Annotated in this window: 10 protein-coding genes; 6 read left to right on the top strand and 4 right to left on the bottom strand. The window is 48.4% G+C overall.

The genetic code is table 11. From position 1 onward, the window contains the following. Positions 1–148: 148 nt before the first annotated feature. The 5 genes from thrS (at position 149) to IBT54_RS18520 (ending at position 6,731) form a co-directional block, all read left to right on the top strand. Positions 149–2,110: a threonine--tRNA ligase gene (gene thrS, locus IBT54_RS18540; protein WP_201252686.1), complete on the top strand. Its 1,962-nt coding sequence runs from the start codon at positions 149–151 to the stop codon at positions 2,108–2,110. Between the two features lie 85 nt (positions 2,111–2,195). Then, the gene (locus IBT54_RS18535; RefSeq protein WP_201252685.1) at positions 2,196–3,545 is read left to right on the top strand and encodes a dihydroorotase; all 1,350 of its coding nucleotides are present in this window, start codon (positions 2,196–2,198) and stop codon (positions 3,543–3,545) included. Positions 3,546–3,572: 27 nt separating this feature from the next. Beyond that, positions 3,573–4,592 (top strand): porphobilinogen synthase, encoded by a 1,020-nt coding sequence (hemB, locus tag IBT54_RS18530; protein ID WP_201252684.1) that lies wholly within the window; start codon positions 3,573–3,575, stop codon positions 4,590–4,592. 13 nt (positions 4,593–4,605) lie between these two features. Then, complete coding sequence (gene amiA, locus IBT54_RS18525; protein ID WP_201252683.1) at positions 4,606–5,484, top strand: N-acetylmuramoyl-L-alanine amidase AmiA; 879 nt, start codon at positions 4,606–4,608, stop codon at positions 5,482–5,484. Positions 5,485–5,546: 62 nt separating this feature from the next. Then, a complete protein-coding gene (locus tag IBT54_RS18520) occupies positions 5,547–6,731 on the top strand; it encodes an FAD-binding oxidoreductase (RefSeq protein ID WP_201252682.1) in 1,185 nt (394 codons plus the stop codon). Positions 6,732–6,866: 135 nt separating this feature from the next. Here the strand turns inward: IBT54_RS18520 and eptB are convergent, their stop codons facing one another. From eptB to IBT54_RS18500, 4 genes are all read right to left on the bottom strand, one after another. Beyond that, on the bottom strand, positions 6,867–8,516 hold the full coding sequence (gene eptB / locus IBT54_RS18515) for a kdo(2)-lipid A phosphoethanolamine 7''-transferase (protein ID WP_201252681.1): 1,650 nt from the start codon (positions 8,514–8,516) through the stop codon (positions 6,867–6,869). A gap of 638 nt (positions 8,517–9,154) precedes the next feature. After that, positions 9,155–10,777: a phosphoenolpyruvate carboxykinase (ATP) gene (gene pckA, locus IBT54_RS18510; protein WP_201252680.1), complete on the bottom strand. Its 1,623-nt coding sequence runs from the start codon at positions 10,775–10,777 to the stop codon at positions 9,155–9,157. Positions 10,778–10,828: 51 nt separating this feature from the next. Continuing rightward, the gene (dctA, locus tag IBT54_RS18505; protein WP_201252679.1) at positions 10,829–12,121 is read right to left on the bottom strand and encodes a C4-dicarboxylate transporter DctA; all 1,293 of its coding nucleotides are present in this window, start codon (positions 12,119–12,121) and stop codon (positions 10,829–10,831) included. Between the two features lie 62 nt (positions 12,122–12,183). After that, positions 12,184–13,539, bottom strand: a complete 1,356-nt coding sequence (locus tag IBT54_RS18500) for an adenylosuccinate lyase family protein (RefSeq protein ID WP_201252678.1) — start codon at positions 13,537–13,539, stop codon at positions 12,184–12,186. Positions 13,540–13,645: 106 nt separating this feature from the next. On the opposite strand from IBT54_RS18500, the gene IBT54_RS18495 reads away from it, so the two are divergent. Continuing rightward, positions 13,646–14,377, top strand: a complete 732-nt coding sequence (locus tag IBT54_RS18495) for a GntR family transcriptional regulator (RefSeq protein ID WP_201252677.1) — start codon at positions 13,646–13,648, stop codon at positions 14,375–14,377. Positions 14,378–14,879: the final 502 nt, after the last annotated feature.

Raw genomic sequence — 14,879 nt, 5'->3', positions numbered from 1 at the left:
TTTTGCCAGCAGCGGCTGCGCACTGAATACCCGGTCGTCACTACCGTGAACAACCTAAAAAGAATATTGATAATGCAACAAGGTTGCGATATCTTGCGGTTTTTCTATTGCAGTTAAGTTGCACTTAAACAATCTGGACGCCGAAAATATGATGTCGGAAGTCGTTTCCAATCCCAATAACAGCGTGTCACTGACGCTGCCCGATGGTTCTCAAAAAAGCTTTCCAAAAGGCAATACGCTGGTTGAAGTTACCAAAAGTATGGGCAAAGCCGTATTTGACAGCGCTATCGCGGCTGAACTTAACGGCGAGGCGGTCGATCTCAGTGCCGAACTGGCCACAGATGCCCGGCTGAATATCATCACGCTGCATGATAAAGAGGCGTTCGACATTATCCGGCGTAGCTGTGCGCTGATCCTGGGTCAGGCAGTTAAAGAGCTGTTCCCCAATGCACAACGGGTCGAGGCTGTTATCAATGATTACGGCTTTTACTACGACTTTTTTAGCCCGGCCCCCTTTACTACGGCTGACCTGATTCGCATTGAGCAACGTATGACTCAGCTTGTTGCTCATGAAACGCCGTTGCTGACGGAGCGGGTTGGATATGATGAAGCTGTCTCATGGTTTGAGGCGCAAAACGAACCTTATAAAGTTCATCTTTTGCAGCAGGCTGGCAGCCATGGTCAGGTGGCGCTATGGCACCATCAGGACGGTGTCGATATTTTCCCGGGCCCGCCTGTGCCGAATACCCGCTTTCTGCGTAACTTTAAGCTGCTGAGCGTTGCAGGTGCCTACTGGCGAGGCGATGCCAGCAAAGAACAGCTGCAGCGTATTCACGTAACCGCCTGGGCTACCCCGCGGCAACTCACTGGCTGGCTTGAAAGCCGCTCAGTAGCGGAGCAGCGCGATCATCGCAAATTAGGCCGTGATCTCGATTTGTTTCACTTCCAGGAGGATGCGCCTGGCGCTGTGTTCTGGCACCCACATGGCTGGACGCTGTTTCAGCAGCTGATTCGCTATATGCGCCAGCGTCATGACGATGCCGGCTACGTTGAGGTGAACACCCCCGACGTGATGGATCGTTCGCTGTGGGAGATTTCCGGCCACTGGGAAAACTACCAGGACAATATGTTCACGACGCAAACGGAGGATGGCCGCACGCTGGCGTTGAAGCCGATGAACTGTCCCGGCGCTGTGGCACTGTTTAACCATGGTATAAAAAGCTATCGCGATCTGCCTGTAAGAATGTCGGAATTTGGCAAGGTGCACCGCTATGAGCCGTCTGGTTCGCTACATGGTCTGATGCGCGTCCGCCATTTCACCCAGGACGATGCGCATATTTTCTGTAGCGGGCAACAGGTGGAGGCGGAGTGCCGCGATATCCTGAAGCTGGTGTTGGGTATTTACCGTCAGTTTGGCTTCACTGACGTAGCCATCAAGCTCTCAACCCGTCCGGAAAAACGTATCGGCAGCGATGAAGAGTGGGATCGCCTTGAGCAGGCACTTGAATCTTCCCTGACTGCTGAAGCGCTTACGTGGAGCGTTAACCCCGGCGAAGGGGCTTTTTACGGACCGAAGCTGGAATTTGTGTTGCGTGACGCCATCGGACGAGACTGGCAGTGCGGTACGCTCCAGGTCGACATGAACCTCCCGGCGCGCTTCGATATGCGATATGTAGCAGAAGACGGCACAATGCAACGCCCGGTTATGCTGCATCGCGCACTGTTTGGCTCCCTTGAGCGTTTCACCGGCATTCTGCTTGAGCACTATGCCGGCAAACTTCCCGCCTGGCTGTCCCCCGTTCAGGCCGTCGTGATGACCATTTCAGAGCCTCAGACGGTCTATGCACAGCAAATTGTGACGGAATTTCGTAAACGAGGAATACGCTGCGATTGCGATCTGCGTAATGAAAAAATTGGTCTTAAGATTCGTGAAACGTCGCTGGCTCGTGTGCCTTATATGCTCATCGTGGGCGGAAAAGAAGCTGAGCAGGGACGCGTGACTGTTCGCGATCGTAACGGTGAGAGCATCGGCGCGCTACTTATTGATGAGGCACTGGATTTACTGGCATCACGCTGCCAAATCCCTTCTCAACCGGCAGAAGCCCTTTAATTTTAACGCAGCTGATCAGGCGTCGGCTGCAGTTTTCCGCTTACATCACAGCCGTTGTCAGGAACACCGGTCATAAGGAGCAGGCTTGAAACAAACGCTGATAAAATTCGCCACGCTTATTAATGACAATTGCCGTTCAGAGGCTGATGTGCTGATAGTCAACGGCCGCATAGAAAAAATTGCAGCAGATATCACGCCTCAGGCTGGCTGGGAGATTATCAATGCAGAAGGGCTGTGGTTAATCCCTGGCATGATCGACGATCAGGTTCATTTTCGTGAGCCCGGACTGACCCATAAGGCCACTATTGCGACGGAATCGCGGGCTGCTGTTGCCGGCGGCATTACCAGTTATATGGAGATGCCCAATGTCATGCCGCCGACGACAACGCGGCAGGCGCTGCGGAATAAGTTTCAGCGCGCTTCACAACACTCAGCAGCGAACTACAGCTTCTGGTTTGGTGCCACTAACGATAACGCCAGTGAACTCCGCGCGCTGCAGGCAGATGAGGCCTGTGGCATCAAAGTATTTATGGGGTCGTCAACCGGTAACATGCTGGTCGACAATGAACAGGTGCTGGAAAACATCTTTCAAAATGCTCCCTGCATTGTGGCCACCCACTGTGAAGATACGCCGCTCATCAGGCACAACGAAGCGCTATGGCGAAAAAAGTATGGCGACGATATTCCGGCGGCTGAGCATGCCAGAATTCGAGCTGTTGCGGCCTGCTATCAGTCTTCTGCCCTTGCCGTATCACTGGCTAAAAAGCATGGCACGCGTTTGCATGTACTGCATATCACCACCGCGGCGGAACTCTCTTTATTTGAGGCCGCGCCAACAATCGCGGCGCTCAGGAAAAAACGTATAACGGCTGAAGCCTGCATACATCATTTATATTTTAATCAAGATGATTACGCCTGGCTGGGTCATAAGCTAAAAGCCAACCCCTCCGTAAAATCGCACTACCACCAGCAGGCACTGTGGCAAGCCGTAAAAGAGGGCGTCATAGATATCATCGCCACCGATCACGCGCCGCATCTTATCGAGGAGAAAAACAGGCTTTATTCTGCAGCGCCATCTGGATTACCCCTGGTGCAGCATGCGCTTCCCGCCCTGTTCGATCTCTGTCAGCGCGGTGTTTTTTCCCCCGAACAGATAGTTGCCAAAACCAGCCATGCCGTGGTGGAGCGTTTCGAAATTAAAGAGCGCGGCTATATCCGCGAAGGCTACTGGGCCGATCTGGTGCTGATTAACCCGCAGGCTGTGCTCAAAGTACAGCAAGAGCAGCTGTTGTATAAATGCGGCTGGTCGCCGTTTGAAGGCAAACCGCTGCAGGGCAGCGTTGTCATGACCTTTGTTAATGGTCATATCGTCTGGCGTGAAGGCGCAATTATACCTGCGCCAGCCGGCATGCCGCTTGAATTTAACCGGGGTTAATCAAGCCTGTTTTAAGAGGTAACCAATATGGAGTTCGTTTTAACCGGAAGCTATCCGGCTCGCCGCCTGCGCCGCAATCGGGCACAACCCTTTAGCCGCCGCATGACTGCTGAAAATCGGCTGAGCGTAGAGGATTTGATTTGTCCCCTGTTTGTGGTGGAAGGGCATAAACAGCGACAGCCTGTTGCTTCTATGCCGGGCATTTATCGTTTCTCTGTCGACGCGTTGTTAAAGGAGGCAGAAAAGCTGGTTGCGTCAGGCATCCCGGCAATTGCGCTCTTCCCCTGTATTGACAGTGGGGTAAAGACGCCTGGCGCGGAAGAGGCGTTTAATGAACACGGGCTTATTCCTCGCGCCATTCGAGCGCTTAAAAAACATTTCCCCCAGCTGGGCATTATCAGCGATGTCGCGCTCGATCCCTATTCGTCTCACGGGCAGGATGGCATTGTGGATGAAAAGGGGTATGTCCTGAACGATGCTACTGTTGATCTGCTGGTGCGCCAGGCGATGACGCATGTTGACGCCGGCGCCGATATTCTTGCTCCCAGCGACATGATGGACGGCCGTATCGGCATCATCCGGCAGCAGCTGGAGGCCAGCCTCTGTCACAACGTACAGATTATGGCTTACTCAGCTAAATACGCTTCTGGCTATTACGGCCCATTCCGCGATGCGGTCGGTTCGGCGTCAGCTCTGCGCGGAGGTGACAAACGCAGCTATCAAATGGATCCGGCTAACCGACTGGAGGCACTGCATGAGGTTGCTCAGGATCTGCAGGAGGGCGCGGACATGGTAATGGTCAAGCCTGGCATGCCCTACCTCGACATTATCAGAGAGGTAAAAAACCAGTTTGCCGTACCGGTTTTTGCCTATCAGGTATCGGGTGAATATGCGATGCACAAGGCTGCCTTTCAGCAGGGATGGCTGGATGAACGGCAAACGGTGATGGAATCGCTGCTCTGTTTCCGGCGGGCGGGCGCCGATGGAATATTGACCTATTTTGCTAAACAGGCGGCGGCCTGGCTTGCAGATGACGATAGTGATTAACGGCAGGTGAGCAATGAGTACAAGCAATTTTGACAAAAAAATATCACTGCTGCGCCGACGGCTCCTTTTTTCGGGGCTTTCACTCTGCCTGCCGGCCCTGGCAAAAGAGGAGTTTGCCACGCTCCACTTTATTCCCGCTGAGTCGTCACGTTTAGCGCAACGCTCCCCGTCACATCATCAGTCATCCCGGAGCGGTTCGCGAGGGGCTGTCAAACGCGTCATGATTGATCCTGGCCACGGCGGAAAGGATCCCGGTGCCATTGGACACCGGGGCGCCGAAGAGAAACATGTGGTGCTGGAGATCGCGCAAAATATTCGTACGTTACTGAAACAGCATAAGGGATACGATGTAAAACTGACGCGTGAGGTAGATGAATTTATCCCGCTCTATAAAAGGATCGAAATCGCGCACCAGCACAATGCTGATATTTTCCTTTCCATTCACGCTGATGGTTTTACGCGTCCCGAAGCGCATGGGGCATCTGTATTTGCCCTTTCGACACGTGGCGCAAGCAGTACGCTTGCTCGCTATATGGCCAAAAAAGAAAACGCAGCAGATGACTTTACGGACATTGATATCCAGACCAGAGATGCTGCGCTGCAAAGAGTTTTGTTTGATCTTGTTCAACACCGGACCATCCAGGACAGTCTGAAGCTGGGACAGCATATTATCCGGCAGGTGAAAACAGTTCATTCAATGCACAGCCAGCGCACAGAACAGGCCGCATTTGTTGTGCTGAAATCGCCTTCCGTCCCGTCGGTATTAGTTGAAACATCCTTTATTACCAACCCCAACGAAGAAAAGTTGTTAGGCACGCAGGCATTTCGTATGAAGATCGCACACGCCATTACAGGTGGCATTATGCGCTATTTTGCCCATGCGGTGGCGTGAACTGTGCAATCAGCACCTGAAGCCATCCTCCATGTTTAATGACTATAAAGGTGAGCTGAATAATGCAGAAGAAACGTATTGCCGTGATTGGCGCGGGCGTGCTGGGACTTTCTGTCGCACGCGCGCTGGCAATCTCGGGTGCTGACGTAACCCTTTTCGAACGTCAGCATATCGGCGCGGGGACCAGCAGCACGACCTTTGCATGGGTTAATGCTAACGGTAAGCAGCCAGAGAGCTATTACCAGCTGAATGTGGCCGCAATGCAGGAACATGTTGCTCTGCAGGAGCAGGCACAAACGGAAGGGCAATGGCTGATTCGCTCTGGTACTTACGAATGGGCGACTGATGAGAAAGCAAAGGCGCGTCTGGTAAAACGCGTCGCTTCGCTGCAGGCGCTGAATTACCGAACGCTACTGCTGACGCGCGCACAGATAACGCAGCGCGTGCCTGAAATTCGTCTCGATCCCCGCGCTGATGCATTCTGGCATTTCCCCGAAGAATGCCTGCTTCATCCTGCCATTTTTCTGGCCTGGCTCTGGTCTGAAGCACGACGCTGTGGTGCGAAGCTGAATAATTTTGCTGACGTAGTCGATATTCAGGAAAATGAGAGTGGGGTCAGCCTGGCGCTGTCCGATGGTTCTTGCTGGCAAGGCGATCAACTCGTCATAGCAACCGGCCGCTGGTCACAGGAGTTAATGGCGTGCCTCGACTTAAAACTGGCGTTAATTGATGCCAGTCAGGCTAATAAAATAGCCTGTGGCTTCCTGGCGGTGACAGCGCCATTATTTACTCAGCTGAGCGCTAACCTGATATCGCCACAGCTTAACGTCAGGCCAGACGGAGGCGGCAGATTACTGCTTCAGGCACCCGATCTCGATTATTGCGCTAATCCCGCTGCGCCGGCTACCGTACAGGGTTACGTCGGGCAAGAAATGCTCAACAGACTGCGCCGACTGTTCGACAACAGCGAATCGGCGAAAATTGAGCATATCGCGGTAGGGCAGCGCGCTCGTCCGGCAGATGGGTTGCCGGGAATTGGCTATGTAACGCCACACAAGCGGACTTACCTGATGGTAACGCATAGCGGCATGACGCTGGGACCCTTGTTAGGAAGATTAGCTGCGCATGAGATGTTAACAGGCCAGCGTGCTGAATTATTGCATGACTTTTCACCAGAGCGGCTGCTGGGAAAATCTGCACAAGATTTTCCAGCCTTTTCTACGCTGCATTTTCCCGCTGCACAATAGGGTCCTTATGAAAGTAATCGAATAAAATCAGGGTGGGTTGAATGTGTTTTTCTTCTGTTTTCGCGTGATATATGCGAAAGGCCGCCAGGCTAATATACTTATTTATATTAGCCTGGCTTTTTCAACCGCTATGTTTTAGTGAGCGCACCAGTTACGGTGCTGGTTAATGCCACCGTCAGGAGACGTAAATCCAGAGCATCCTAAAATGCTGTCAAACAGCTTTTCATGAAACACAGGCGTCTTGTTAACTTCCAGAGCTTTTAACTTCTCAAAAGACTTTTGGTTTTCTTCTTTAGAAAGAAACTTATCAGAAGCCCAAACCATGATGGGAATAGTGCGTTGTTCTACAGGAGCATGATCTCTTGGCGTGCCATGAAAATGCACGTTATTAGAAATGGATTCACCATGATCTGAGGCATAAAAAACAATGGCGTTTTTATTTCTTAAACTGTCAAAAGTTTTCTTCAGAAAGTAATCTGTATAAAGAAGGCTGTTATCATAAGAGTTAATCATTTCCTGAGTGCTGCAGCTGTCATCAATACCCTGGCATTCGGGCTTATAGAGTGCAAAAGCTCTTGGGTAACGTTCGGTGTACATATAGTGCGATCCTTTGGTGTGAAGGATGATAATATGTTTTCCATTCGGATGTCTTATCAACGAATCTTGTAGTTCCGTAACCAGTGACATATCATCTACTGGTTCGCCAGCATGCCTTTTTTCCGACTGAATGGTTTCACGAATGGCATAGCTGTCAGCCATAACTTTATTATAAAACCAGGCCTCGCTCTGCATTGAAAATAGCTCTGAAGAAAAACCCTGCTTTTTCATCACTGAAAAAACATTCATTTCCTTAAGTGTTCTTTGAGGCGCTTCAGATGCGCCACCTTCTCTTACAAACATACAACGCAGGGATAGTTTTGTTGATGTATCACACGAATAGCCCTGAAGATGAACAAGGTTCTTTTCCCGATCAAGATATGGACTATTGTTGCGATGATACCCATATAATCCCATATGATCTCGTCGGGCACTTTCTCCAATAATGAACACAATGTAAAGGCTATCCGCATTTTTGGGGAGAACGTATTTAAAGTGCTCGGCAGGATCGTAAAGGTTACGGTTATCTTCAGCCTGGCTATAGGAGCTGTATGCCAGTAAACCTAAGCCTGATAGCCAGTTGGAGGGCGAATAAGTGCCAGCAACGATGCCCCCGTAGCTGGCCATCATACGATTATCTTTTTTATCCTGTTCATCCTGAAATTTACCCATCAGATTTAATGGTAACCAACATGCAAGCGCCATAAAGGCTATAGCAAGGAATTTTAAGGGCCAGTAATGCACCGGGGTTTTAGGTAAACTTTTTTTACCTGATTCTTTACGCCATATCACCCATAACGGAATGATATTAACTAAGAGTAGCCATATTAAAAAATGCCATCCAACAGATTCTCGCGAAAGATCAATGTCTGTTGTTAATACTGCTGCGATAATACCATAGCCTATATCTACATTGAAAAATATCATGTAGTAGCTTGCTGCTGATGAAAAAAGGAAAAGTAATGTCAGTAAAATGCGAGATGCTATTTTCCCTGTTAATGAGAATAGTAATGCCAGTAACGTAACGAGGAAAAAGCAAGATGCAATTTCTACTGCAATTGATAATTTATCGTCAAAGTGCAGTTGATGATATCTACGAAAAAAGATAGGTAGATTCAAGATAATGCCAATATATATCCCTGTGAAAATAGATATAAAATACTGTTTGTTATTGCCTGACTGGAACATTAATCGCCTCTTGTGTATAAAAATCAAGCAACTTTATTAGTTGCCACGTCAAATAGGACGATAATGAAATCGGGTAGTTCACAAAAAGTGGATATTTTGTTATGTTATAATGTAACAAAAAGTAATCGCTGGGGCATTCCCTTTACCTTCTTTACCATGCTTTAGGACGAGCTGGAAGATAAGCAAGTAACACGATTTTCACGGTTTCAGCCAGACAGAAACTTAGAAATAAATACAGGCTTAATCGCTACGCGTTTAACCGACACTTCAGAGTTATTTAAGATCAGTTGAAAGAGAGAATTCTATGAGTAACTTGTCTTCAGTATTAGATACAATCGTCAGTCAATATCTGTTTACGCCATACCTACTTCTGTATGTGGTTATGTAGGACCAGAGATGCTAACCGCCGACCAGCGTATTGATTTACTTAATGGCTTTTCACCAGAGCGGCTGCTGGAAAAATTGGCAAAGGATGTTTCGACCTTTTCAACACTGTGTTCATTAATACGGTGTTGATAAAAAAATGCTTACCTTTAAAAGCGGCTTGATAATACAAGCCGCGTTTTTATTAAAAATGTTAGATGTTATTTTAATCTGGACGGATCACCAGTTAGTAATGGTAATCCTTTTCATAAATGTCATGACACACGAGGTCCTGCGGCATTTAGTTTCCTGCCTGTTTCTGTATCACTGAATCGGTCAAAGTTCCTGATAAACTTTTCCGCAAGTGTATTTGCTTTTTTAAGCCAGTTATCTTCACTTTCCCAGCTATATCGTGGGTCAAGTACATCTTTATCAATGCCATTGATTTGTAATGGTATTGCCAAATCAAAAACTGGGAGAGTCGTCATTTCAGCGTCACTCAGTTCATTATTTAAAACAGCGTTTACGATACGACGAGTATCAGAAAGCGAAATGCGTTGATTCTTTCCGTTCCAGCCTGTATTAATTAGCCAGGCCTCTCCGCCTGCTTTTCTGACTCGTTGTAAGAGAATATCTGCATAACATGTGGGATGAAGAGAAAGAAACGCGGCACCAAAACAGGCAGAGAAAGTAGGAGTCGGTTCAGTAATACCTCTTTCCGTTCCCGCTAATTTTGCCGTAAATCCGCTGAGAAAATGATATTGCATTTGTGTTTCGGTCAGTCGACTGACTGGTGGTAAAACACCAAACGCATCAGCAGTCAGGAAGATAATTTTACTGGCATGACCCGCCCGAGAAGGAGGTAAAAGGCTGTTTGCAATGTGGCTCAATGGATAAGATACCCGGGTATTTTCCGTCTTACGCACATCATCATAATCCACGGTACCATCAACTCGAACCATTACGTTTTCAAGTAATGCATCCCGCCGTATCGCCTGAAAAATTTCGGGTTCTTTTTCCGCTCTGAGATTAATGGTTTTGGCATAACAGCCACCCTCGAAATTGAAGATCCCTTCATTATCCCAGCCGTGCTCATCATCACCGATAAGAAGTCGATCAGGATCGGCAGACAATGTTGTTTTCCCTGTTCCTGACAGACCGAAAAATAGCGCCACGTCACCTTGCTTTCCAACATTGGCAGAACAGTGCATTGAAGCAATCCCCTGACGCGGCAGGAGAAAATTCATAACGGAGAAAAGTCCTTTTTTCATCTCACCGCCGTACCATGTTCCGCCAATAAGCTGCATATTCTCGCTCAGGTTAAAGGCAACGAAATTTTCAGAGTTTAATCCCTGTGTTTGCCAGTCTGGATTGGTCACCTTTGAGCTATTGAGTACAACAAAATCTGGTACAAATGAAACCAGTTCTTGCTCACTAGGGCGGATAAACATATTAGTAACAAAATGAGCCTGCCAGGCAACTTCAGTTATAAACCGTACAGCCAGGCGCGAGCCTGGGCTCGCACCACACCAGGCATCTACAACATATAACGCCTTCCCCGTTAACTGGCCCAGGGTAAGTGTCTTCAGTTTTTCCCATATTTCCTGAGTGATGGCCTTGTTATCATTTTTGTTTTTTGCGTTGTCGTTCCACCAGAGAACGTCTTTTGTAACGCCATCACGAACAAAGTATTTATCAGCAGGCGAGCGACCGGTAAAGATACCTGTGTCAACAGCCACCGCGCCTGTGGTAGTAACGATAGCGTCTTCACGCACATCAGTATGGGGTGCAGTTTCGTCGCTAAAAAGCCTTTCATAATCTGGGTTATAGATGATTTCAGCTACTTCGTTGATTCCCAATGAATGCAGATGAGCGGATACCGAATTTTGGTCTGACATTTTTTATCTCCTGTTCAGGCGTAAGCGTTTAATAAATGAAACGGATAAGCGTTAAAGAGAAGCTTCAGGCCTGCGGCCGAACGTCCGGGTGTATTCCTTTTTTGCTTCATTCTCCGCAAATTCGCCGCACCAACGCGAGACGACGACAGTCGCCACGCTGTTGCCAATAGTGTTGCAGGTCGCAATGGCCATCGACATAAAACGGTATACGCCGAAAATCAGCGCCAGCCCTTCTACCGGAAGATGACCAACTGTTGCTACCGTTGCTGCAAACACGACAAAACTTCCGCCTGAAACTGCCGCGGCACCTTTAGATGTCACCAGCATGACGGCAAGGATCCCCAGTTGCTGCTGCCAGCTAAGATCGATTCCGTACGCATTGGCAATGAACAGTGTGCACATTGACATGTAAATGCTGGTGCCATCCAGGTTAAAGGCATAGCCGGTAGGCAAGATCAGTCCGACACTTTGTCGTGAACAACCAAACCGTTCCAGTTTTTGCAGTAGGCGAGGCAGGGCGCTTTCTGAAGAAGCTGTTCCTAACACGATAACAATTTCATCTTTGATGTATTTCAGGAATCGCATCAGGCTGAAGCCGGAAAGACGACAAATTATGCCCAATACAATAAAGATAAAAAACGCTACCGCGATGTAGAACATCATTACAAGGTTAAACAGCGAGAGCAGCACAGTGCTACCGTTACTGCCAACGGCATAAGCCACCGAGCCAAATGCTCCCAGGGGGGCAAGTCGCATGATCAGGTTAATAAATTCAAAGAAGCATTCAGAAACACGACTCATGCCATTTTCAATTACGCTGCGCTTGTCATGGCTTAATGCCAGCAGAGCAAAACCGAAAATAATTGAAATCACCAGCACCTGTAATAACTGTCCTCCGGCAAAAGCGCCAATAAAGTTATCAGGGAAAATATTGTAAATGAATTCCAGCGTACTGGAGGGGGCATGTCCTTTTGCAAGGGTAGCATTAACTGCAGAAGTTGCCGCCTCGCTGACACTGCCACCCATACCCGAGCCGATATCAAGCAGATTTGCCCAGCCAAGTCCGAGCGCCAAAGCCAAAGTAGAAATGATTTCAAAATAAATGAGCGCGCGAACGCCAATTTTTCCGACTTTTTTAATATCCCCGGCAGAAGCAATGCCATGTACCACGGTGAAAAAAATCAGTGGCGCGACGGCAGTTTTAATCAGTTTCAAAAAGATATCGCCGAGTATCTTGAATTTTACGGCAAGTTCAGGGAAGACAAAGCCCAGCGTAATACCGAGTACCATGGCGGTGAGCACCTGAAAGGTCAGCCCTTTCCAGAACGGTTTGACTGTAGACATGGCAGTAATCTCTTGTTGAAAGGTAGGGTACAGGGCAGTCAGGCTGCCCTTTTATCTGGATATCAGTTATTCATTTTTGCTGACGCGGTAAGGGCGCGATCGACCATTAGCGGTGCAAGACCGGTATAATTGCCGGGCTCAGTTAGTACACGTAATTCCGCTGATGTGAGCTTTGCCATTACAATTTCATTCGCAAGCAGGGCATCAAGCAAAGAGATGTTCTCGGTATTAGCCACACGACAAGCGTCGTATACAACATCATGTGCGGTCTGGCGGCCTAGCTGAGGAGCAAGCCCCATCATCACTGCCTCAGCCACAATCAGGCCGCGCGTCATATTGAGATTTTTACGCATATTGTCAGGCTTCACTTCAAGGCCATTCAGCATATAAACAGCCTGCTCTAATGCAGCGCTGCTCAGCATGAATGCTTCCGGAATAGCAACCCATTCAGCCTGCCACGGACCGGTAGAACGTTCAAAATCCTGAATCATGGCATCCAGCATCAGGCCGGCATGTTGACGCACGCCTTTTGCAGCGGCGTAAATGATCTCACAGGAGATGGGATTACGTTTCTGTGGCATGGTACTGCTGGCTCCACGTCCTTTGACGAAGGGCTCATAAACTTCACCTAATTCACTTGTCATCATCATCATGATGTCCAGTGCTACTTTGCCAAGCGAGCCAGTAACCAGGCCGAGGAAATTAAGCGTTTCAGCAAAACTATCACGTGCTACATGCCATGTTGCTTGCGGTACGTTAAGTCCGAGTTCATTCATCATGGCTTTTTGAACATCCAGCCCGCCATCACCTAATGAAGCAAGCGTTCCGGCTGCGCCGGCAAACTGGCCTGTTTCAACACGAGGGCGTAACTGACCCAATCGCTCAATATGGCGATCAAACATGCTTAGCCAGACTGCACACTTGTATCCAAAGGTAATGGGAAGTGCATGCTGTAGATGTGTGCGTCCTGCCATAGGTGTATCGCGATATTCTCGGGCCAGCCGAGTTAGTACTTCCCTGACGTTATGAATATCAGCTTCAACGATATCCAGTGCAGCTCTAATCTGGAGTACTACAGCAGTATCCATGATGTCCTGGGTAGTGGCGCCCCAGTGAACATAACGGCCTGATTCACCACAGATCAGAGAGAGCTGCTCAACGAGTGGCAGGATGGGATATCCGACAATTTCAGTCTGATGTCTCATCTCTTCAAGGTTAAGTGCTTCGTAATGTGCTTTACGAGCTATCTCAGTTGCAGCAGCTTCAGGAATGACCCCGCAACTGGCTTCAGCTTTAGCCAGAGCAACTTCGGTTTCAATGTAACGCTCAATCAATGCCTTATCAGAAAACACTCCGCGCATTTTTTCTGTGCCAAACATGTTTCTGAAAAGTAAGGAATCGTATACGGTGCTAGACATAGGGTTCACTCCGGATGTTTATGTTCGTACATAATGATATGTTCGTACATAATTAGGGGTGTGTTGTTAAGCAGTCAAATCCATTCGTTAACGGAATGTAAGAAACATGATCTCTGTTAGATATTTGATGGTCGCCAGACAACTGTCAGACGCAATCAGTAGTGGCCAGTACCCAGTTGGAACCTTATTGCCTACCGAGCATGAACTCTCAGAAATGTTTAAGGTCAGCCGACACACTGTCAGGGCGGCTATTGCTCGTTTACAGGAGCAGGGCTTGGTATCACGGAAAAAAAGAGTCGGCACACGTGTAGAATCAGCGACTGCACAAAAAGGTTATTCACATGCACTGGCTTCTCTGTCCGATCTTGCTCATTTGGCTAAAACGCAAATGCGGGAAGTCAGAGAGGTTGAACATTTCGTCGCTGAAATTTCACTGGCGGAACGTCTCGGGCTGGAGCCCGGTAGGAAGTATTTTCGTGTCTCAAGCATCAGGATAGACAGCGAACATCCGGGTAAGCCTATTTGCTGGACAGATGTTTATGCGCCTGAAGAATACGCTGCGGTGATCCCGCTGGCCAAGGAGCGAAAAGGCGAGCTCATCGCTGCCATCATTGAAACGGAATTTGGCCAGATTATCTCCACGGTTGAACAGCGGATTGAAGCGGTTCTGATGACTGAACAGCTGGCGGCTGAGCTGAATTCGCTTGCCGGTGAGCCGGCCTTACAAATAATGCGAATTTATCGAGATCAGGATGCAAAAATGATGGCTATGTCTGTTACCGTTCATCCCCGTGAGCGTTTTACACTAGTGATGCAGATAGCCCGAGACACTTTATAAGCCCGTTGATGCAAATGATATAATTCTTGTGTGGGTCAAGCGAGAGGACAAAAAAACAATGCGGGGGGGAATTTGCGCAAAAAAAGTAGAGAAGTTCATGAGCTTCGTCTTTTGCCCATATGAGCGAACCGTTCAGCCATTCCTGGCCTGCATGTCTGTTAACATGAACCCGTAGGGGCGAGGTCTTAAAACCGGGATGCCTGGATTATCACTAAAGTAATAAAGGCGCTTTTAAAATTCCGTCTTACGTAGGCGAAGCACTTGAAAGTCATTATTCGCCAGCGTGAAATTTATATATTTATTAATGACTTAGTTGATGATTTTGCTACCTTTACGTGCCAAATGCACTGCATTCGTTTTCAGGAGTTGTGCCCCTGTGCCCAACTTTCTTGATACCTGTCTCAGTAACTGAACCCCTAAACACTGGATGATTGTGAACGCTATGGTCAGCTGGGGCAGCTGGCCTATAGTCCGTTAGGAACGAGAAGCGGACATTGTGATG

This window comes from Pantoea sp. S62 (assembly GCF_016658625.1).
GTDB classification, from domain to species: domain Bacteria; phylum Pseudomonadota; class Gammaproteobacteria; order Enterobacterales; family Enterobacteriaceae; genus Pantoea; species Pantoea vagans.
Note: the sequence above shows the minus strand (reverse complement) of the source record. Positions and strands in the feature narration are given on the sequence as shown.

Coding starts and splice junctions, on each gene's coding strand:
- eptB (WP_201252681.1), bottom strand. CDS start 8,516: ATGTTCCAGTCAGGCAATAACAAACAGTATTTTATATCTATTTTCACA.
- amiA (WP_201252683.1), top strand. CDS start 4,606: ATGAGTACAAGCAATTTTGACAAAAAAATATCACTGCTGCGCCGACGG.
- IBT54_RS18495 (WP_201252677.1), top strand. CDS start 13,646: ATGATCTCTGTTAGATATTTGATGGTCGCCAGACAACTGTCAGACGCA.
- IBT54_RS18500 (WP_201252678.1), bottom strand. CDS start 13,539: ATGTCTAGCACCGTATACGATTCCTTACTTTTCAGAAACATGTTTGGC.
- hemB (WP_201252684.1), top strand. CDS start 3,573: ATGGAGTTCGTTTTAACCGGAAGCTATCCGGCTCGCCGCCTGCGCCGC.
- dctA (WP_201252679.1), bottom strand. CDS start 12,121: ATGTCTACAGTCAAACCGTTCTGGAAAGGGCTGACCTTTCAGGTGCTC.
- thrS (WP_201252686.1), top strand. CDS start 149: ATGATGTCGGAAGTCGTTTCCAATCCCAATAACAGCGTGTCACTGACG.
- pckA (WP_201252680.1), bottom strand. CDS start 10,777: ATGTCAGACCAAAATTCGGTATCCGCTCATCTGCATTCATTGGGAATC.
- IBT54_RS18520 (WP_201252682.1), top strand. CDS start 5,547: ATGCAGAAGAAACGTATTGCCGTGATTGGCGCGGGCGTGCTGGGACTT.